Source organism: Microbacterium sp. LMX7-1.2 (assembly GCF_040675935.1).
Classification (GTDB): domain Bacteria; phylum Actinomycetota; class Actinomycetes; order Actinomycetales; family Microbacteriaceae; genus Microbacterium.
Genome location: NZ_JBEGIL010000001.1, coordinates 2519781 through 2540102, shown reverse-complemented (window position 1 = coordinate 2540102; position 20322 = coordinate 2519781). Strand labels below are relative to the sequence as shown.

Annotated in this window: 17 protein-coding genes and 1 riboswitch; of the genes, 5 read left to right on the top strand and 12 right to left on the bottom strand. The window is 70.2% G+C overall.

What is annotated here, in order from left to right; translation table 11 throughout:
- Positions 1 to 25: 25 nt before the first annotated feature.
- Positions 26 to 721: an ankyrin repeat domain-containing protein gene (locus MRBLMX7_RS12405; protein WP_363368938.1), complete on the top strand. Its 696-nt coding sequence runs from the start codon at positions 26 to 28 to the stop codon at positions 719 to 721.
- A 7-nt stretch (positions 722 to 728) separates the two neighbouring features.
- Complete coding sequence (locus MRBLMX7_RS12400) at positions 729 to 1478, top strand: sulfite exporter TauE/SafE family protein (RefSeq protein ID WP_363368936.1); 750 nt, start codon at positions 729 to 731, stop codon at positions 1476 to 1478.
- 25 nt (positions 1479 to 1503) lie between these two features.
- On the opposite strand, the gene MRBLMX7_RS12395 is transcribed toward MRBLMX7_RS12400, so the two are convergent.
- Together MRBLMX7_RS12395 and MRBLMX7_RS12390 are read right to left on the bottom strand one after the other, a co-directional pair.
- On the bottom strand, positions 1504 to 2334 hold the full coding sequence (locus MRBLMX7_RS12395) for an SDR family oxidoreductase (protein ID WP_363368934.1): 831 nt from the start codon (positions 2332 to 2334) through the stop codon (positions 1504 to 1506).
- Positions 2335 to 2363: 29 nt separating this feature from the next.
- Positions 2364 to 3125, bottom strand: a complete 762-nt coding sequence (locus MRBLMX7_RS12390; RefSeq protein WP_363368932.1) for an SDR family NAD(P)-dependent oxidoreductase — start codon at positions 3123 to 3125, stop codon at positions 2364 to 2366.
- A 149-nt stretch (positions 3126 to 3274) separates the two neighbouring features.
- Between MRBLMX7_RS12390 and MRBLMX7_RS12385 the strand changes: the two genes are divergently transcribed.
- The gene (locus MRBLMX7_RS12385; protein WP_363368930.1) at positions 3275 to 4000 is read left to right on the top strand and encodes an aminoglycoside 3'-phosphotransferase; all 726 of its coding nucleotides are present in this window, start codon (positions 3275 to 3277) and stop codon (positions 3998 to 4000) included.
- Positions 4001 to 4010: 10 nt separating this feature from the next.
- On the opposite strand, the gene MRBLMX7_RS12380 is transcribed toward MRBLMX7_RS12385, so the two are convergent.
- The 6 genes from MRBLMX7_RS12380 to MRBLMX7_RS12355 all read right to left on the bottom strand — a co-directional run bounded on the left by MRBLMX7_RS12380 (position 4011) and on the right by MRBLMX7_RS12355 (position 10641).
- Positions 4011 to 5030 carry a Gfo/Idh/MocA family protein gene (locus MRBLMX7_RS12380; RefSeq protein ID WP_363368929.1) on the bottom strand — a complete coding sequence of 340 codons (1020 nt, stop codon included), beginning with the start codon at positions 5028 to 5030 and terminating at the stop codon, positions 4011 to 4013.
- Positions 5031 to 5096: 66 nt separating this feature from the next.
- Positions 5097 to 6398 (bottom strand): hemolysin family protein, encoded by a 1302-nt coding sequence (locus MRBLMX7_RS12375; protein WP_363368928.1) that lies wholly within the window; start codon positions 6396 to 6398, stop codon positions 5097 to 5099.
- Positions 6399 to 6489: 91 nt separating this feature from the next.
- Positions 6490 to 7569: a TerC family protein gene (locus tag MRBLMX7_RS12370; RefSeq protein ID WP_363368926.1), complete on the bottom strand. Its 1080-nt coding sequence runs from the start codon at positions 7567 to 7569 to the stop codon at positions 6490 to 6492.
- Positions 7570 to 7733: 164 nt separating this feature from the next.
- A complete protein-coding gene (locus tag MRBLMX7_RS12365; RefSeq protein ID WP_363368923.1) occupies positions 7734 to 8531 on the bottom strand; it encodes an energy-coupling factor transporter transmembrane component T family protein in 798 nt (265 codons plus the stop codon).
- The gene (locus tag MRBLMX7_RS12360) at positions 8528 to 9988 is read right to left on the bottom strand and encodes an ABC transporter ATP-binding protein (RefSeq protein WP_363368921.1); all 1461 of its coding nucleotides are present in this window, start codon (positions 9986 to 9988) and stop codon (positions 8528 to 8530) included. Before MRBLMX7_RS12360 ends, MRBLMX7_RS12365 begins: the two co-directional genes overlap by 4 nt.
- A complete protein-coding gene (locus MRBLMX7_RS12355) occupies positions 9985 to 10641 on the bottom strand; it encodes an ECF transporter S component (RefSeq protein ID WP_363368919.1) in 657 nt (218 codons plus the stop codon). The genes MRBLMX7_RS12360 and MRBLMX7_RS12355 overlap by 4 nt, the downstream gene beginning before the upstream one ends.
- Positions 10635 to 10744: riboswitch (TPP riboswitch) on the bottom strand. It overlaps the preceding gene by 7 nt.
- 82 nt (positions 10745 to 10826) lie before the next feature.
- Between MRBLMX7_RS12355 and MRBLMX7_RS12350 the strand changes: the two genes are divergently transcribed.
- Positions 10827 to 12323 (top strand): D-alanyl-D-alanine carboxypeptidase family protein, encoded by a 1497-nt coding sequence (locus tag MRBLMX7_RS12350; protein ID WP_363368917.1) that lies wholly within the window; start codon positions 10827 to 10829, stop codon positions 12321 to 12323.
- 78 nt (positions 12324 to 12401) lie between these two features.
- Here MRBLMX7_RS12350 and MRBLMX7_RS12345 read toward each other — a convergent pair whose 3' ends face one another.
- The 3 genes from MRBLMX7_RS12345 to MRBLMX7_RS12335 form a co-directional block, all read right to left on the bottom strand.
- Positions 12402 to 14636, bottom strand: a complete 2235-nt coding sequence (locus MRBLMX7_RS12345; RefSeq protein WP_363368915.1) for an ABC transporter ATP-binding protein — start codon at positions 14634 to 14636, stop codon at positions 12402 to 12404.
- The gene (locus tag MRBLMX7_RS12340) at positions 14633 to 16360 is read right to left on the bottom strand and encodes an ABC transporter ATP-binding protein (protein WP_363368913.1); all 1728 of its coding nucleotides are present in this window, start codon (positions 16358 to 16360) and stop codon (positions 14633 to 14635) included. The genes MRBLMX7_RS12345 and MRBLMX7_RS12340 overlap by 4 nt, the downstream gene beginning before the upstream one ends.
- Positions 16361 to 16560: 200 nt before the next feature.
- A complete protein-coding gene (locus MRBLMX7_RS12335) occupies positions 16561 to 17622 on the bottom strand; it encodes an enoyl-CoA hydratase/isomerase family protein (RefSeq protein WP_363368911.1) in 1062 nt (353 codons plus the stop codon).
- 121 nt (positions 17623 to 17743) lie between these two features.
- Here MRBLMX7_RS12335 and MRBLMX7_RS12330 point away from each other — a divergent pair, with 121 nt between their 5' ends.
- Entirely contained in the window at positions 17744 to 19753 is a 2010-nt protein-coding gene (locus tag MRBLMX7_RS12330) for an ATP-binding cassette domain-containing protein (RefSeq protein WP_363368909.1), read from the top strand.
- Between the two features lie 63 nt (positions 19754 to 19816).
- Here the strand turns inward: MRBLMX7_RS12330 and MRBLMX7_RS12325 are convergent, their stop codons facing one another.
- The gene (locus MRBLMX7_RS12325) at positions 19817 to 20266 is read right to left on the bottom strand and encodes a hypothetical protein (protein WP_363368907.1); all 450 of its coding nucleotides are present in this window, start codon (positions 20264 to 20266) and stop codon (positions 19817 to 19819) included.
- Between the last annotated feature and the right edge of the window lie 56 nt (positions 20267 to 20322).

The following is a 20322-nucleotide window of genomic DNA, read 5'->3' as shown; positions in this document are numbered from 1 at the left end:
GCCCTCCCCGTGGTAGACCGGAACCATGAGAACCGCCCGGATGCTGCTGTGGGGCGCTCTCGCGACCGTCGTCGCTCTCGGGCTGTCGGCGTGCGCTCCGGCATCCGTCCCACCCGCCCCTGAGGAGTCCGCCATGTCCGATGCCTCCCGTGATCTGCTCGCCGCGGCAGCCGGCGGAGACGCGGATGCCGTACGGGCAGCGCTCGACGCGGGAGCCGACCTCGAGGCGCGCGGCGGGGGCGGCATGACCGCGCTCGTCGCCGCGACCAAGGCGAACCATCTCGCCGCGGCCCGGGCTCTGATCGACGCCGGCGCCGACGTGAACGCGAAGGACGACATCCAGGACTCGGCGTACCTCTACGCGGGAGCCCGCGGCCACGACGAGATCCTGCGACTGACGCTCGACCACGGCGCCGACCTCGCGAGCACGAACCGCTACGGCGGTACGGCGCTGATCCCGGCATCCGAGCGGGGGCTCCTGTCGACCATCCGAATCCTGCTCGACGCCGGCGTCGACCCGAACCACGTGAACAACCTGCACTGGACGGCGCTGCACGAGGCGATCGTGCTCGGCGACGGCTCGCAGACCTACGTCGAGGTCGTGCGGGCACTGCTCGCGGGCGGTGCCGACGTCACCGTCCGCGACGGCGACGGCGTGCTCCCCCACGACCTCGCGACGGCGCGCGGCTACGACGCGATCGCCGCCCTGCTGGCGGGCTGAGCGCCCTGTGACCGAGCTCGAACCCTGGGCGTGGGCCGCACTCGGCCTCGCCGCCGTCACGATCGGCATCTCGAAGACCGCGCTGCCCGGCGGCAACATCCTCGCGATCGCGCTGTTCGCCGCGGTGCTGCCGGCCCGCACGTCGACCGCCGCGATGCTCCTGCTGCTCATGGTCGGCGACGTGTTCGCGCTGCTCGCCTATCGCCGTCATGCGCATTGGCCGACACTGCTGCGCCTCGCCCCGGCGGTGGTCGCGGGGCTCGTGCTCGGCTTCGCGTTCCTCGCGATCGCCGGCGACGGCATCGTGCGCCGCGCGATCGGCGTCATCCTGCTGCTCATGATCGCCGTGACCCTCTGGCGCCGCTGGCGACAGAGCCGGTCCGATGCGGTGGACACGCCGCGCGGCGGCATCCTGCTCGCCGGCACGTACGGAACGCTCGGCGGCTTCACGACCATGGTCGCGAACGCGGGCGGCCCGGTCATGTCGATGTACTTCCTCGCGACGCGGACGCCCGTGCAGGTCTTCCTCGGCACCTCGGCGTGGTTCTTCGCGATCATCAACCTCGTGAAGGTGCCGTTCCTCGCGGGCCTGGGCCTCTTCCACGGCCCCGTGCTGCTCATGGACGCCGTGCTCGCACCGCTCGTCGTGATCGGCGCGCTGGTCGGCATCGCCGTCGCGAAGCGCCTGGACCAGCGGCTGTTCGACCGGATCGTGATCGTCCTCACGATCGCCGGCGCGATCTACCTGCTGTTCTGACGCGGTCTCTCTCCCCTCCGGGCCTTCAGTCGAGGAAGATATCCGGGAAGAGCCGGTCGTCAGGGGTTCCGGGGATCGCGGCGTAGCCCGAGAAGTCGGTGACCCCGTCAGCCTCGAGCACGTCCTCCACGATGAGCGTCTGGCCCGTGTAGCCCGCCGCGGGCTTCGTGAGCACGGCGTACGCCGCATCGGCGTAGATGTCGGCCGTGCGGCTCGCGGCCATGACCTTGTCGCCGCCGAGGAGGTTCTGTACCGCGGCGGTCGCGATCGTCGTGCGCGGCCACAGCGTGTTCGCGGCGATGCCGTCGCGCGCGAACTCCGCGGCGAGACCGAGCGTGACCATCGTCATGCCGAACTTCGCGAGCGTGTACCCGGTGTGCGCGCCGAGCCACTTCGGCGTCGGGTTGAGGGGCGGGGAGAGCGACAGGATGTGCGGGTTCTCGGCATCCTTGAGGATCGGCACGGCAGCGCGCGACAGCATGAACGTGCCGCGCACGTTGACATCCTGCATGAGGTCGTACTTCTTGGCGCCGAGGTCGAGCGAACGCGACAGGTCGATCACGCTGGCGTTGTTGATGACGATGTCGATGCCGCCGAACTCGCCCTGCGTCTTGAGCACGGCCTCGGTGATGTCGTCGTCGTCGCGCACGTCGCCCACGATCGGCAGCGCCTGGCCGCCGGCCGCGCGGATCTGCTCGGCGGCCGTGTGGATCGTGCCCTCGAGCTTCGGATGCGGGGTGTCGGTCTTCGCGAGCATGGCGATGTTCGCGCCGTCGGCGGCGGCGCGCAGGGCGATCGCGAGGCCGATTCCGCGGCTGCCGCCCGACATGAGGATGGTCTTTCCGGCGAGGGACATGGGTTCTCCTGAGGTTGCGGGATCGGAGGTCACTTCGGCGCCATGCGGATCGCGCCGTCGAGGCGGATCGTCTCGCCGTTGAGGTAGTCGTTCTCGACGATCTGCTGCACGAGCGAGGCGTACTCCGCGGGGCGGCCGAGCCGCGAGGGGAACGGCACCTGCGTGCCGAGCGAGTCCTGCGCCTCCTGCGGCAGCCCCATGAGCATGGGAGTCTCCATGATGCCGGGCGCGATCGTGCAGACGCGGATGCCGTAACGCGCGAGCTCCCGCGCCACGGGCAGCGTCATGGCGTGCACTCCGCCCTTCGACGCGGAGTACGCGGGCTGTCCGATCTGCCCGTCGAACGCGGCGACGCTCGCGGTGTTCACGATGACGCCGCGGGTGCCGCCCTCGGTCGAGTCGTTCTTCGCGATCACGGCGGCGGCCTGCGACAGGACGTTGAAGGTGCCGACGAGGTTGATGCGCACGATGCGCTCGAAGTCGGCGAGCACGGCGGGGGCGCCCTCACGGTCGAGGACCTTGGCGGGCGGGGCGATACCCGCGCAGTTCACGACGATCCGCAGCGGTGCGGCGGTCTGGGCTGCGGAGACGGCTGCCGCCGCGTCCTCGGGGCTCGTGACGTCGCCGGGTGCGAATGCGCCACCGAGTTCCCGTGCGAGTTCGGCCCCGGCGGAGGAGGGGAGGTCGAGGATAGTGACGACGGCTCCGGCGGCGGTGAGCGCTCGGGCGGTCGCGAGTCCCAGCCCGGAGGCGCCTCCCGTGATGAGAGCGCTCGAACCCTGGATCTGCATGCGGTTCTCCTTCGAACGTGTGCGACTGGGTTTCAGCCTAACTGATTCCCGGTTTCATCCCGAGCGAGGTCGTCGCGCCGGGTGATCGGTCCGAGCCTAGGACACGGGCGCACCGCGCGCGCGAGCGAACTGCCGGGCAGGATGGAGGCATGAGCATCCCGGCAGGCGACGTCGACGTCCCCGTGATCGTGCACGCCCTCGCCGCCGGCGCACGGCTCACCCCGGTCTGGCGGAACGGCATCGGCGGGCTGACGTTCCGCACCGATGACGGACGCTACATCAAGTGGGGGCCGCGCGACCCCGAGGCGACGATGCGGCACGAGGCCGAGCGGATGCGGTGGGCGCGCCGCTGGACGCCGGTGCCCGAGGTCCTCGAGCAGGGCGAGGATGCCGCGCAGGAGTGGCTCGTGACGGCGGCACTGCCGGGGCGCAGCGCGGTCGACCCGCGCTGGATCGACGAACCCGCGACAGCAGTCCGCGCCGTCGGCATCGCCCTCAGGAATCTGCACGACGCGCTCCCCGTCGCGGAGTGCCCGTGGTCGTGGGATCCGGCGACCCGCATCGCGAACGCCAGCGACCGCGGCATCCGCGTGCCGGCCGAGCTGCGCACTCCCCCTCCTGTGGACCGCCTGGTCGTGTGCCATGGCGACGCCTGCGTGCCGAACACCCTGCTCGACGACGATGGTCTGCCTCTCGCACACGTCGACCTCGCAGCGCTCGGCGTCGCCGATCGGTGGGCCGACATCGCCGTGGCGTCCATGAGCACCGAGTGGAACTACGGTCCCGGGTGGGTGGACGCGCTCATCGCGGCCTACGGCGTCGAGCCCGACCCCGTGCGCCTCGACTACTACCGCCGGCTCTGGAACGAGACGTGACCGGGGCAGCTCAGAAGGCGTAGCCGAGGGCGGCGCGGGCGGCGTCCAGCGTCTCCATGACGGCGATCGACGCCGCCAGCGGATGCTCGGGCGCCTCGGTGCGCCCGTCGGCGATGTGCCCGGCGATGGCTGCCGCCTGCCAGCACAGCCCGTCACGCCACACCAGACCTGAGGGGTCCTCGTACTCGAGCGTGCGCCCGCCCGTCGAGAGCACGAAGCCCCCGGGGGCGAGGAAGTGGGCGCTCGTGAGCAGCCCCTCAGTGCCGGCGATCACGCCGGTGTTGTCGAGGGTGGCGAGAGCTCCGGAGACGCTCACTCCCTGCGCCCCGGGGTAGGTGAGGGAGATCACGGCCTGCACGTCGACGCCCGTCGCCCCCAGCGAGCCGACAGCACTCACGGCCGTCGGCGTGCCCAACGCGAACTGCGTCCACCAGACCGAGTAGGTGCCGAGGTCGAGCAGGCTGCCGCCTCCGAGCCGCGGATCCCAGATCCGCTCGACGTGCTGCGGGAACCGCGATCCGAGAGTCGCGGAGGCGAACGTGACGTTGCCGAGCGCGCCGTCGTCCAGCAGCCGAGCGATCACGGTGGACTTCGGCTGGAACCGCGTCCACATCGCCTCCATCGCGAACACACCGGCATCCCGCGCCGCCATCGCGATCTCTCGCGCCTGCGCCGCGTCCATGGCGATGGGCTTCTCTACCAGGACGTGCTTCCCCGCGGCGATCGCCGCCAGAGCGTGGTCGCGGTGCACGTTGTTCGGGGTCGCGATGTACACGATGTCGACGCTCGGATCGGAGAGCAGGTTCTTGTACGATGCGTGGCTGCGCTCCACACCGTGGTCCGCAGCGAACGGGGCCGAACGCTCCTCCGAGCGCGAGCCGACCGCGACGACGCGCTGGTCCGTGTGATCGTGCAGCGCCTTCGTGAACGCCGAGGCGATCTCGCCGGGCCCTAATACGCCCCAGCGGAGGACCGGACCTCCCCGAAGCGGTGCGGCGGTGGATGCGGGAAGGGAGAGGCTCGCTGTCACGCCGCCCACGCTACACGTCGTCGCTCACCCGCCTGCGGCTCGGCTCCCTGCGCCAGGCGTGTGTACCTACGCAGGCGCTTCGCCTCCGGCATCCGCGTCGTTCTCGTGCACCGCGACCCGGATCTCCGAGATCCGGCGGCGGTCGATGCCGGTGACGTGGATCGTCGCACCGGGCACCTCGACGGAGTCGCCCACGACGGCGAGGCGGCCGAGCATCTCCGTGACGAAGCCGGCGACGGTGTCGGACGCTCCGCGAGGCAGGACGATTCCCGTGATCTCGGCGAAGTCCTGCAGATTGAGGCGCCCGTCGAGAGGGCCGCCAGCCGCGGGCATCCGCTCCTCCGGGTCGTACTCGTCGAAGATCTCGCCGACGACCTCCTCCACGAGGTCCTCGAGCGTCACGATGCCGTCGGTACCGCCGTACTCGTCGACCACGACCGCGATCTGGTGGCCCGCCGCCCGCATGCGGGTCAGCGTGGGCAGCACGCGCGCGGTCGACGGCAGATACTCGACGGGCCGGGTGAGCGTCTCGACCGTGCGGCCCGCGTCCGCCGACGCCGCCTCGAACAGGTCGCGCACGTGCACGAAGCCGACGATGTCGTCGATCGAGGTGTCGACCACGGGGTAGCGCGAGAACGGCAGCTCGGTGACCTGCACGATCGCCTCGGCCAACGGAGCGGCGGCGTCGAGCGCGACGACCTCCGGGCGCGGGCGCATGACCTCGCTCACCTGGCGATCGCGCAGCGACAGCACGTCGTCGAGGATGCGGCGCTCGTCGTCGGGCAGGCTCTGGTGCGTCGCGACGATGTCGCGCAGCTCCTCCTCGCTCAGCTCGTCGGCCGTCTTGTGCGGATCACCGCCGAGCAGGCGCACGAGCGCGTTGGTCGAGACCGACAGCAGCCAGATGACGGGCCGCATGACGGTCGCGAAGCCGTCCAGCACGGGGGCGACCGCATAGGCGAACTGCGCGTTGCGCTGGATCGCGAGGCGCTTGGGCACGAGCTCGCCGAGCACGAGCGAGAGGTACGCGATCAGCAGGGTGAGAATGACCGTCGCGAGCGTGAAGGACAGCTGCTGGTCGAGACCCCACGACTGGAGCAGCGGAGCGACCGAAGGGGCGATCGAGGTGGCGCCGTACGCGGCCGACGCGAACCCGGCCACGGTCACGCCGATCTGCACGGCCGACAGGAACGTGTTCGGGTTGCGGGCGAGGCCCGCAACCTTCGCTCCACGACGACCGCGTGCCGCGATCGCGTTGATCTGGCTCTCGCGGAGCGTCACGAGCGCCATCTCGGTCGCGGCGAAGACGCCGCCGACCAGCACGAACACGAGGACCAGCGCGATGTTCCACAGCAGGTCGGCGGTCATCGGACCGGCTCCTGCGGTGCGGGGGTGCCCGAGGTCAGTCGGGCGCCGGGTCTGTCAGGGTCTGCGGACGCGTCGGAGCGGCGCGACTGGTTCACGAGTGATCCTTGTCTGTGTCGGTCGTGAGGGCGGTGTCGGTCGGGAGGGTGCCGTCGGTCGTGCGGGCGGAGTCGGTCGTGGGAGCCGTCGCGGGCGCGAGCGCCGCGCGCCGCTCGTCGGCGCGGGACTTCATGAGGCTCGCGACGGTCGCGACGGCGATCGTCAGCCCGATGAACACGAGCGAGAACCAGATCGGGATCTCGGGGGCCCACAGCATCGGCTCGCCGCCGTTGATGAACGGCAGCTCGTTGACGTGCATGGCGTGCAGCACCAGCTTGACGCCGATGAAGGCGAGGATCACGGCGAGGCCCTGGGCGAGGTAGACGAGCTTCTGCAGCAGTCCGCCGATGAGGAAGTACAGCTGACGGAGGCCCATGAGCGCGAACGCGTTGGCCGTGAAGACGATGTACGCCTCCTCCGTGAGCCCGTAGATCGCGGGGATCGAGTCGACCGCGAAGATCAGGTCGACGAAGCCGATCGCGATGATCACGAGGAACATCGGGGTGACGAAGCGGCGGCCGTCCTTCTTGACGGTGAGGCGGTCGCCCTCGTACTGGTCGCTCACCGGGAGGATGCGGCGGACGAAGCGCATGAACCGGCCGTCGGCGGGGTTGTGGTCGCCGTCGACGAATGCCTGACGGTACGCGAGCACGAGCAGCAGGGCGCCGAACAGGTAGAAGATCCAGGAGAAGTTCTCGATCAGCGCCGCGCCGACCGCGATGAACGCGCCGCGCATGACGAGCGCGATCACGATGCCGATCATCAGCACCTTCTGCTGGTAGATCTTCGGCACAGCGAAGCCGGTCATCACGATGAGGAACACGAAGAGGTTGTCGATCGACAGCGCCTTCTCGGTCAGGTAGCCGGCGAAGTACTCGCCGCCGAACTTCCATCCGGAGACGACGCCGATGCCGACTCCGAACAGCAGCGCGAGGCCGATGTAGAACGCCGACCAGCGGGCGGACTCGCCCACGGTGGGTTCATGCGGGGTGCGGACGTGCGCGAAGAACTCGTACACGAAGAAGGCGATCGTGACGAGGAGCGTGATGATCCACACGAGGGGGGTGATTTCCACAGGGTTCTCCAGACGAGGGCGTGACGATGTCGACGCCAAGGTCTTCTCCATCCTCGTGGACGAGGACCGGGGACCCGGGATGCAGAGACATCCGTAATGACGAGCCGCCCGTGGCGGAGTACTCCCCTTGGGTTACCTCGATGATACCAGGCGGTCGGGACCGCTCAGGCCGTGGGGCCGAGGATGAAGTTCCACGATCCCGTGAGCACGGCCACGGTGAGCGCCGTGACGGGGATCACGGCGGCGACGAGCACGAGGGCTGTGTCCCGTCGATCCCAGCGCGACTCCCGAGCCCACGAGCGGATGCCGGGGCCGCCGAACCCCCGGGCCTCCATCGCGGTCGCGAGGGACGAGCCGCGTCGGATCGCCAGCACGAACAGGGCGAAGGCCATGCCGAACGCCCGCCGCACACGGCCTTCGTCCGCGACGCCGCGCGCCCGTCGGGCCAGGGACAGCGCGCGCCAGTCGTCGACGAGCAGGCCGAGCATCCGCATCCCCGCGAGCGCCCCGACCACGAAGCGCGCCGGGAGGCGCAGCCGCTGCGCGAGATCGTCCGCCAGATCGGTCGGATCGACGGTGACGAACAGCACCACCGCGGGCAAGCCGATCGCGAGCACGCGCACCGCTGTCGCCGCGGCGAGCGCCAGGGAGCCGTCGCTCACCCGCATGACCAGCCACTCGAAGTGGATCGTGCCGCTCGTGGCGCCGTAGAGCGCGATCGTGACCGCCCCGAGGGGCGCTGCGATCCACAGCACGGCCGTGCGGGTCCAGAACTCCCGGGCGCGAAGACCCGCGAGCACGAGCAGCGGGATCTCCAGCAGCAGCGCCACGGCGGCGGAGACGACATCGATCGTGAGCACGAGCGGCAGCGCGATCAGCAGCGCCGCTGCGAGCTTCGCCAGCGCCGACCGCGGGGCGATGGGGCCGGGGCGCTCTATCCGCGCCGTGAGAGGGTCGATCATCGCCCGACCTCGATCCGCCGTGCGTGCAGCGCCGACAGCACGGCCTCGTCGTGGCTGATCGCGACGACGGCGGTGCCCTCGTCGCGCAGGCGGGCGATGAGGCCCACGAGCTCGGCCCAGGTCGCGGCATCCTGTCCGAACGTCGGTTCGTCGAGCACGAGCATCCGCGGACGTGTGGCGAGTGCGGCAGCGACCGTGAGCCGCCGTTTCTCGCCTCCGGAGAGCGTGTAGGGGTTCGCGTCGGCGAGAGCGCGGAGCCGTAGCCGGTCGAGCAGGTCGTCCGTGCGCGCGGCGGCCTCCGCGTCGGGCAGTCGCAGGGCCCGGGGCCCCACCGCGAGCTCCTCGCGCACGGTCTTCGCGAGCAGCTGATGCTCGGGCGTCTGCAGCACGGTGGCGATGCGCGTGAGCAGGGCGCGTGAGCTCCAGCGCATCGGATCGGGTCCGGCTCCGTCCGCGAGCACCGGCTGCGCCTCGACCCGGCCGCGCTCGGCCGGGAGGAGACCCGCGAGCGTGAGTCCCAGGGTCGATTTGCCCGCGCCGTTCGGTCCGGTCACGCCGAGCACCTCGCCCGCACGCACGTCGAGGTCGAACGGGCCGGCGACGGCGAGTCCGCGTCGGCGTGCGACCTCCAGCTCTCGGGCCTCGAGCAGCACTGGGCCGGGTGCGGACGACGGCGGTGCCGGCACACGAGGCGGATGACCGGGCACCCAGACGCCGGATGCCGCGAGCTCGGCGCCGCGCGCCCCGAGAACCTCGTCCGGGGAGCCGTCGGCGAGCACGACCGTCCCCTCGGCTTCCGCGCCGAGGACGATCACGCGGGTCACGAGCGGCAGCCACACGTCGATGCGGTGCTCGATCACGACGAGTGTCGCTCCCGTGGCATCGAGGGCCGACGCGACGGCATCCCGCACGTCCGCGACGCCCTCGGGGTCGAGATTGGCGGTCGGCTCGTCGAGCAGGATCGCTCCGGGTCGCATCGCGAGCACGCCGGCCAGGGCGAGGCGCTGCTTCTGCCCGCCCGACAGCGCAGCGGTCGACCGGTCGAGGTCGACGTCGAGCTCGACGGCATCCAGCGCCTGCCGCACCCGCTGCCAGATCTCCTCGCGTGGGACGCCCAGGTTCTCGCAGCCGAACGCGACGTCGTCACCGACCCGCGCGAGGATCGTCTGGGTGTCCGGATCCTGCAGGACCATGCCGACGCGGCCCCGCGCCTCGGTCGGCGCGCGCCCGTCGACGAACAGCGCCCCGAGGGTCTCCCCCTCGTCAGCACCGCCGAGCACGCCGCCGAAGCCCTGCAGCAGGGTCGACTTGCCCGAGCCGGAGGCGCCGAGCAGCAGCACGCGCTCCCCCGGCTCGATGCGCAGATCGATGTCGCGCACGGCCCAGCGGCGACGCGTCGCATACCGCCACCCCCAGCCGCGGGCGTCGAGGGCGGCCGGAGTCCCCGGCGCGGTCACACGCGTGCGGTGACCTCACGCCCGGCGGCGAACCGGCTGAGCGCTCCGGTCGCGGCGAGACCTCGGGCGATGAGCCAGGCTCCGAGGCCGGCGATGATCGCCCCCGAGATCGTCGTCGACACGATGTACACCGTCGTGAAGAGCGTGTCGGCGCCCGCGTACCAGAGGATGCGGTCGTTGATGCCGCACGCGAGGCCCGCGCCGGCGCCCGCGAGCATGGCCACCGGCAGACGCCACACGCCGTACAGGAAGACGAGGAAGATCAGCTCGGCGCCGAGACCCTGCACGAGACCCGACACGATCGTGAGCGGACCCCAGGCGTTGCCGACGAGTGCGGAGATGATCGCGGCCACGAGCTCGGTGTACAGCGCGGCGCCCGGCTTGCGGATGATAAGTGCGCCGAGGACGCCGGCGATGAGCCACGGTCCGGCCAGCAATCCCTGCACACCCGGCAGCAGCGGCTTCAGGATGCTGCTCGGCACCTCGTAGCCGACGTTCCAGAGCAGGAAGATCAGGGCGCACGCGACGGCGATGACGCTGGCGACGACGATGTCGACGACCCGCCAGCGCCAGAGCTCGGGGCGGCCGAGTCCCTTCGCGGACGCGCTGATGGCAGCGGATTCCGTGGTGGATCCGGACGTGGATGTGCTCATTGAATGCTCCTCCCTGCGCTGGCATGACCCAGATCAGGTTCGACGGTCGAAGCGCGATTCGCTCCCTCTCAGCCCGGCTCGCCGGACTCCCGTGGTTGTGCTCTCGATCCTAGCCGGGTTCGACACTCCTGTCTCGTCGGCCCGCAGCGCCGGGATTCCGTGCCGGGATTGGGTACCGTGAGGGGGTGACCGCTCCGCACTCCCCTGAGGCCGCCCCGGACACGTCGCCCACGGACGCGACGTCGGTGCTGACGCGCCCGCCGGTGGAGACCGCCGAGGCTGAGCCTTCCGGCGCCGAGAGCGCCCCGGAGACCCGATGGGCCGCGGCCGGGTCAGGCGGCACGGCTCTCACCTGGGTCGACCCGCTCGAGGTCGCGGAGCTCACGTCGACCGGACCTCTCACGCTGGACGCGGATCCGGAGGCGGCCAGCACTCTGCTGCGGGGCGCGCGGCTGCGTTCTCGGGCGGCGAGCCCCGGCATCCTCGTGCCCATCGGCGCCCTTCTCGGACTCCTGGGCACCTACGCGGGGGCGACCATGCTGTGGCCGTTGCATGAGCTGCCGCCGACCGTGCAGGCCGCCACCTTCACGCCGACGGCACCCGCACCGGCGGAGATCCTCTGGCCCGCGCAGGGCAGTGCCGCCGTCGGCATCGGCGGACTCGGCACGACCGCATCCTCCCTCGACCCGGCCGTGATCGCGAGCGTCACGAAGGTCGTCTCGAGCCTCATGGTGCTCGACCGCATGCCGCTCGCCGTCGGGGAGCAGGGGCCCGAGTTCGCGTTCACGCGTGCCGACAACCAGGCCTACTGGCAGTACCGCCGGTCCGATCAGTCCGCGCTCGACGTGCCCGTCGGCGGAACGCTCACCGAGTACCAGATGCTGCAGGGCACCCTGCTGGGATCGGCGAACAACTACATCGACCGTCTCGCCCGAGAGATTTGGGGATCGGATGAGGCGTTCGCCTCGGCGGCGACGGTGTGGCTGCGGGATCGCGGCCTCGACGGGATCACGATCGCCACGCCGTCCGGGTTCGACGAGCGCAACACGGCGACCCCGGCATCGCTGATCGCTCTGGCCGAGCGCGCGATGCAAAATCCCGTGTTCGCGAGCATCGTGAGCACGCCGTCGGTGGACCTGCCCGGGGCGGGAACGGTCGTCAACACGAACGGGATGCTGGCCGACGCCGGTGTCGTCGGCGTCAAGACCGGCACGCTCGGCGACAGCTGGAACCTCCTCACGGCGAAGGACATCGTGGTCGACGACACGACCGTCCGGATGTACGCGGCGGTGCTGGGGCAGGTGGATGACGAGCAGCGTCTGTCCGAGACGCGTGCCCTGTTCGCCCAGGTCGAGGCCGCACTCGCGGCACAGGAACCCGCGGTCGAGAAGGATGCCGTGATCGGCACCGTGACGACGTTGTGGGGCGAGACGGTGGACATCGTCGCGGATGCCGACACCCCCATCATCCTGTGGAACGGCGTGGGCGCGCAGGCGACCCCGACCTTCGATCTCGGCGATCGCCGGGAGGGTGGCGACGAGGCGGGAACGCTGCTCGTGTCCGGGCCTCTCAACTCCGTGGTGACGCCCCTCAGCCTCGCGGAGGATGTCGACGGGCCGAGTCCCTGGTGGCGTCTCACGCATCCGCTCGAACTCTTCGGCCTCACCGAAGCCCAGCGCTGACTCAGCCCCGTCGATGCGCTGACCGCGGACGCGAGAGCGCCGCGCCCCGGGAGGGACGCGGCGCTCTCGTGTTCCTGCTCAGGTCTGTGAGTCGCCGTCCGGGCGCTCGACCACGGCTTTCGCTGCCGCGGCTTCGGCGACCGGCTGCTGCGCTCCGACGGAAGCGCCCACCTGGGCCGCTGTCTGCTCTTCGGCTTCGCCGCTCACGACGACGGGCGTGGTGCCGGTGAGGGCCTCTTCCGCGTCGATGTCGGTCGCGGCCTGCTCGAACTGCGACTGGTAGAGGCGCCAGTACGCACCCTGCGCGGCGATGAGCTCGTCGTGCGTGCCCTTCTCGACGATGTCGCCGTGCTCCATCACGAGGATGAGGTCGGCGTCGCGGATGGTCGACAGACGGTGCGCGATCACGAACGACGTGCGTCCCTGACGGAGCGCAGCCATCGCGTTCTGCAGAAGCAGCTCGGTGCGCGTGTCGACGGCAGACGTCGCCTCGTCGAGGATCAGGATCGACGGCTGCGCCACGAACGCGCGGGCGATCGTGATGAGCTGGCGCTCGCCGGCCGAGACGTTCGACGCGTCCTCGTCGAGCACGGTGTCGTACCCGTCCGGGAGCGCGTGCACGAAACGGTCGACGTAGGTCGCCTTGGCCGCCTCGTACACCTCGTCGTCGGTCGCGGACGACCTCCCGTACCGGATGTTCTCGCGGATCGACCCTGCGAACAGCCACGGGTCCTGCAGCACCATGCCGGTGCGCGACCGCAGATCCTCACGGGTGATCTCCGCGATGTCCTGACCGTCGAGCAGGATGCGCCCGCCGTTCAGCTCGTAGAACCGCATGATCAGGTTGACCAACGTCGTCTTGCCCGCGCCGGTCGGGCCGACGATCGCGACCGTCTGACCGGGTTCGACGCGGAACGACAGATCCGTGATGAGCGGACGCTCCGGCGTGTACGAGAACGCCACGTTCTCGAACTCGACGACGCCCTTGCCCTCGTCGAGCTTCGGAGCGTCGACGGCGTCTGCCTCCTGCTCCGGGGCGTCGAGCAGCTCGAACACCCGCTCGGCCGAAGCGGTGCCCGACTGAACGACCGCGGCCATGCCGCCCAGCTCCGACAGCGGCTGCGTGAACTGCTGCGAATACTGGATGAATGCCTGCACGTCGCCGAGGCGCAGCTGGCCGTTGGCGACCATGAGGCCACCAAGCACCGCGATGCCGACATAGGTGAGGCTGCCGACGAAGGTCATCGCCGGCATGATGATGCCGGAGAGGAACTGCGCCTTGAAGCTGGCCTGGAAGAGCTCCTCGTTCTCGTCCTTGAACTTGTCGAGCGCGTCCTGCTCGCGGCCGAACACCTTGACGAGAGCGTGGCCCGAGAAGGCCTCCTCGACACGGGCGTTGAGACGACCGACCTTGCGCCACTGCGTGCCGAAGGCCTTCTGCGACCGCGGACCGATCACGCCGAAGATCACACCCATGAGCGGGAGGGCGACGAGCGCGACGAGTGCGAGCTGCCACGAGATCGAGAACATCAGCACGAGCACGCCCACGACGGTGAGCACGGCCGTGATGGCCCCGGACAGCGATTGCTGCATCGTCTGCGTGATGTTGTCGATGTCGTTCGTGACGCGCGAGATCAGGTCACCGCGCTGCACCTTGTCGAAGTACGACAGCGGCAGGCGGTTGATCTTCGCCTCGACCTGCTCACGCAGGCGCCACATGGTGCGCACCATGATGACGTTGATGACGTAGCCCTGGATCCAGCTGAGGAACGCCGCGACGATGTAGATCGCGAGCACCGCGATGATGACCCACCGCAGCGCGTCGAAGTCGACGCCGTCACCGACCTGGAAGCTGCCGAGTGCCGCCACCTGGTTCGCGAAGTCGTCCTGCCCACCCTGTCGCAGCGCGGCGACCACGTCCTCTTGCGGGGTACCTGCGGGGAATCCGGGGATACCCCCGTTCGTCTGCCCGAGCTGCACCGAGAGGAAGCCCTTGTAGATGAGGTTCGTGGCCTCGCCGAGCACCTTCGGGGCGGCGACGGTCAGCACCACGCCGATGGCACCCGCGATCGACACCAGGACGAACCACACCGCCGACGGCTTCAGCAGACCGATCATCCGGCTGAAGCTCTTGCCGAAGTTGTCGGCCTTGCCCGGCGCGACGCTGTCCCAGCCGCCGCCGTTCTGACGGGCCTGCTCGGCCAGTTCTGCCTCGTACTTCTCGTCCTCGGTCAGTTCCGGCTCGACGGTCGCGGCGGCCGCGTCCTTCGGCGCGCGACCGCGACGGGACGTGGGCGTGCTCTGCTCGCTCATGCGTCGACCCCCAACTGCGATTCGACGATCTCTCGGTATGTCGGGCTCGTCTCGAGGAGCTCCTCATGGGTGCCGACCCCGACCATCGTGCCGCCCTCGAGGACGACGATGCGGTCGGCATCCGTGATCGACGAGACGCGCTGTGCGACGACGATCTTGGTGACGTGCGGCAGCTCGCGCCACAGCGCCTGCCTGAGCCTCGCATCGGTCGTGAGGTCGAGCGCCGAGAAGGAATCGTCGAACACGAGGATCTGCGGCTGGCGCACGATCGCACGGGCGATCGCGAGACGCTGACGCTGACCGCCGGACACGTTCGTGCCGCCCTGCGTGATGCGCGACTCGAGGCCATCGGGCATCTCCTCGACGAAGTCACGCCCCTGGGCGATCTCGAGCGCATGCCACAGCTCTTCGTCCGTCGCGTCCTCCCGGCCGTACCGGAGGTTCGACGCGACGGTGCCGGTGAACAGGAAAGGACGCTGCGGCACGAGGCCGATGGTCGCCCACAGCGACTCGACGTCGGCGGTGCGCACATCGGTCCCGCCGACGAAGACCGCTCCGCCTGAGACATCGAACAGTCGAGGGATGAGCGAGACGAGTGTCGTCTTTCCGGCGCCCGTCGACCCGACGATCGCGACGGTCTCGCCCGGCTCGGCACCGAAGCTGATACCGGTGAGAACCGGAGAGTCCGCGCCGGGGTAGGTGAACTCGACGTCGTCGAAGGCGACGGAGCCAGGCCGCGGGAACGCGGTGACGCCGTCTGCCGGACGAGTCATGCTCGACTCGGTGTCGAGCACCTCGCCGATGCGCTCGGCCGAGACGGCAGCGCGCGGGATCATGATCGCCATGAAGCTCGCCATGATGACACCGCCCATGATCTGGCCGATGTACTGCATGAAGGCGAAGATGGTGCCGACCTGCACCGTGCCGCTGTTGACCTCGACGCCGCCGAACCACACGACCGCCACGACCGTGACGTTGAGGATCAGCATGAAGAGCGGGAACAGCAGGACGAACAGCGAGCCGACCTTGCGGCCGACGACCATGATGTCGGTGTTGGCCTCGCGGAAGCGCTCCTCCTCGATGCGCTCGCGGACGAACGCGCGGACGACGCGCACGCCGGTCAGCTGCTCGCGCATGACGCGGTTCACGGTGTCGAGCTTGCCCTGATAGCTGCGGAACAGCGGAACCATGCGGCTGACCACCAAGCCCGCCACGACCAGCAGCAGCGGAACCGAGACGGCGATCAGCCAGCTGAGGCCGACGTTCGTCTGCACGGCGAAGATGATGCCGCCGATCGCGAGCAGCGGGGCGGTGACGAGCATCGTCGCGCCCATCATCGCCAGCATCTGCACCTGCTGCACGTCATTCGTGTTGCGGGTGATGAGCGAACCGGCGCCGAACTGCGAGACCTCGCGCTCGGAGAAGCCGCTCACCTTGCCGAAGACGTCGGAGCGGATGTCACGCCCCGCTCCCATGGACGCGCGGGCGGCGAAGTAGGTCGCGATGATCGAGGCGATGATCTGACCGAGCGACACGGCGAGCATGAACAGCCCGGTGCGCCAGATGTAATCGGTGTCGGACTGCGCGACGCCCTTGTTGATGATGTCTTCGTTGAGACGGGGGAGGTAGAGCGTGGCGATGGCGCTGGCGAACTGGAAGACCAGAACGCCCACGAGCAACCACTTGTATCGGCGGAGATAGCGGAAGAGGATTTTTCCCAGCACAGGCGGACTTTCTAGGAAGGGTGACGCGGCGGATCTCCCGACGGGCGGACGCAGGCCGACGATCGCGCACATGCAAGAGTGCCACGAACCGACGACATTCGTATCCCCCTATGGGAGGACCTTCGCTCACAGCGAACCGATCCCCGGTCCGGCCGGGGTTTTCTGCACCGCGGCGAACAAAGGCCGGCCGACGGCACCCCCTAGAACAGCGAGCGCTCCGGGACGAACGAACGGGCCGGCGCCCCCGCATCCGACGCGAGCTCGGCGATCGTCGCCGGACTCCAATGCGGGTCGCGATCCTTGTCGACGATCTGCGCGCGGATGCCCTCCACGAGGTCGGGATGGTGCCGCACGAACCACATCACGCGGCGGTACTCCCCCTCCAGAGCCGCGCGGAGACCCGGCATCCCCCGCGCCTCGCGCACCGCGTCGAGCGTCACGGTGAGCGCGGTCGGCGCGAGCGTCTCGAGCAGATCGGCCGTCGCGACCGCATCCGACTCGGTGCGAGCGCGCAGCCGCGCGACGATCTCCGCGACCGTGTCGGCGGAGAACGCGTCCTCGATCCACTCGCGGGAGGCCGGCAGCGTCGAGGGGTCGGGTGTCTCGTCGAACAGCAGCACGATCTCCGCCGGCCCCGTGGGGTCGGCGCGGTACGCGAGGGCCTCGCGCAGCGCACCGAGCCGATCCGAGGGGACGAAGTGGTCGGCGAAGCCGAGCAGCACGGCATCCGCCCCGTTCATGGTCGAGCCCGTGAGTCCGAAGTACTCCCCGAAGCGCCCGGGAGCGCGGCCGAGCAGCCAGGTGCCGCCGACATCGGGGGTGAAGCCGATCCTCGTCTCGGGCATCGCGAGCTTCGACCGCTCCGTGACGATGCGGATCGCCGCGTGGCCGGTGAGGCCGATCCCGCCGCCCATCGTGATGCCGTCCGCCAGCGCGACCACCGGCTTGGGGTACTCCGCGATCATGGCGTCCAGGGCGTACTCGGAGCGGAAGAACTCCGTCGTCGTGTCCGCCTGGCCCGCGACGATCTGGTCGTAGAGAGCCCGAACATCGCCGCCCGCGCACGTGCCGCGGTCGCCTTCGCCGTCGATCAGCACGATCTGCACGTCGGTGTCGTCGCGCCAGGCCTCGAGCGCCGCCGTGAGCGCCTGGATCATGTCGACGTCGAGCGCGTTGATGGCCTCGGGACGGTTGAGAGTGAGTCGACCCAGCGCGCCTTCCGTGCGGACGAGGACGCGGGGCGAGGCGGTCGATGCGGTCACGCGTGCCAGGCTACCCCGTCATCCAGGGCTTGCTTCTGCACATGTTCCTGCGGTAAATGCGCGATCCGACGGCTTTTCCGGCAGGATAGACGGAACCGCCCATTGCAACGAGAGGTCGCGGATGCCCGACGGACAGGTGCTCGAGTTCACGCGCGTGACGAAGCGCTTCAATGACGTGACGGCGGTGTCCGACCTCTCCGCACGTGTCGAGCCGGGGATCGTCACCGCGTTCCTCGGCCCCAACGGCGCCGGGAAGACCACGTCTCTGCGCATCCTGCTCGGCCAGGTGCGACCCACGAGCGGAACCGCCACGATCGGCGGCGTCGCCTACGCCGAGCTGCGTCACCCGCTGCGCACGATCGGCTCCGTGCTGGAGGAGACCGTCTACCGACCGCGCCGCAGCGCCGCACGCCACCTGACCATCGCGGCCAAGGCCAACGGCATCCCGCTCTCCCGCGTCGACGAGGTGCTGTCGCTCGTGGGTCTCGAGCACGAGGCCGAGGGCCGCGTCGGAAGCTTCTCCCTCGGCATGCGCCAGCGCCTGAGCGTCGCGCACGCCCTGCTCGGCGACCCCGGCGCGCTCGTGTTCGACGAACCGGCGAACGGACTCGACCCCGAGGGCATCCGGTGGATGCGTCTTCTGATGCGGCGCCTCGCGGACGAGGGACGCACCGTGCTCGTCTCCTCCCACGTCCTCAGCGAGATCGAGCAGGTGGCCGACCACGTGCTCGTGCTGTCCAAGGGGCAGCTCGTGCTCTCCAGCGGCATCGAGACCCTCGCCGACCCGTCCGGCGGATCCGTCGTCGTCGACTCCGCCGACCGCGTCGCCCTGCGCACTGCGCTCTCGAGCGCGGGCTTCGAGGTCGAGGTGCTGCGCTCCGGACTCCGCGTGCGCGGCGGGGACGCGCAGACCGTCGGTGCGATCGCCGCCTCGGCAGGCGTCGCGCTCAGCACGCTCGTGCAGCGCGGACCCACGCTGGAGGACGTGTTCATCGAGCTCGTCCGCGGAGGGACGCTCGGACCGCGCGCGGTCGCGGCGGCGTCGGAGTACGTGGCGCCGTCGGAGGCTGCCCCTGCAGTCGTCGAGGCGGAAGCCGGTCCGGAGACGGATGCCGATTCGGAGGCGGATGCCGGTTCCGCGGCGGATGCTGCGGCGGACGCGGATGCTGCGGCTGAGGCGGATGCTGTCGCGGATGAGGATGCTGCGGTGGACCCGCTCTCGGGTGCTTCGGTCGAGGCGCAGGCGGAACCGACAGCGGAAGCCTCTGCGGTGGCCCCGGAGGCGGTGACCGCCGATGCGGCTCCGGATGCAGACGCCGCGCAGGCCGCTGACGCGGACACCGGCGAAGAGCAGGATCGCCCGGCTGAGGAAGGCGCGACCACGCAGTCCTTCGACGACATCCTGTTCGGCACCGGGACCGCGCCCGGGGACGAGAACGAGGACCGTCTCCCCGAGGTCGCCGACGCACCGACGACGGGCGAGGCGGACGCCGCGGCATCCGGTGTCGAGGTCTTCGACGACCTCGGCGAGCAGGATGACGTCGCCGACGGAGGCGACGAATCGGACGATCGCCCCGAGGGGGACGATCCACGCTCCGCGGCGGTGACGTCCATGCTCGCCGCCGCCGCTCGCGCCTACTACGACGATGAGCCGGCAGACTACCCGCTCGGCGACGCCGCGGCGTCCACCGATGCCGGCGCCGACGGCGAGGAGGGCGACGCGTCCGAAGGCGCTACGGGCGACGCGTCCGAGGACGAGACCTCGAACGAGGACGCGCACTGGTCCGTCGCGAGCACGGGCGTGATCGACCAGGTGCCCGCGTGGACACCCGACAGCGACGCAGCTGAGGAGAACGATTCGGCTGCGGAGGACGACTCGGCGTCAGGGGCGGCTTCGTCCGCTGAAGGCCGTTCGTCTGCGGATGACGAGCAGGGGCACCAGGTCGAGAGCGAGCACCCCGAGCGTGAGCACCAGAACCACGAGGGCGAGCACCAGAACCACGAGGGCGAGCACCAGAACCACGAGGGCGAGCACCAGAACCACGAGGGCGAGCACCAGAACCACGAGGGCGAGCACCAGAACCACGAGGGCGAGCACCAGAACCACGAGGGCGAGCACCGTCACGACTGACGCGCCCCGAGCGACGATGCCCTCCGTCACCGATCGGTGACGGAGGGCATTCTTGTCGAGGGCTCAGGCCGGTCGGGGACGGATGACCGGCCGGCGGCGCTGCTTGGACACGGGCGTCGGTGCCGTGGCGACGATCTCCTCGACGTCTGCGGGCTCCGCGGAAACGTCGAGGCGCAGGGCCTGGGTCAGGGCGAGTCCGTGGCGCGTCGTGAGGATCAGGCGACGGAACTGCGGATCTCCGTCGAGGTCGATCACGACGCTCGGACGGTGTCGGCGGATGAGCACGAAGTCGACGCTGCCCGCCGCCTTCCAGCTTCCCGAGGCGAGCACCCCGGGGATGTGCGTTCCCGGATTGGGCACGCCGCGCAGCCAGGTCCACGCATCGTCGGTGAGCTGCACTTTCGTGATCGTCTCGCGCGCGATGCGCAGGTTGTCACGATGGAAGCTGGCCGCGCGCTCGATGGGCGAGAGCACGACTTCGAGTTGCGTCTGGTCCAGCAGCAACGTCACCATGCGTCCAGTCTGCCAGCGGTACCCCGTCCGTTGCCTGCGTCTTCTTCACAGGACCA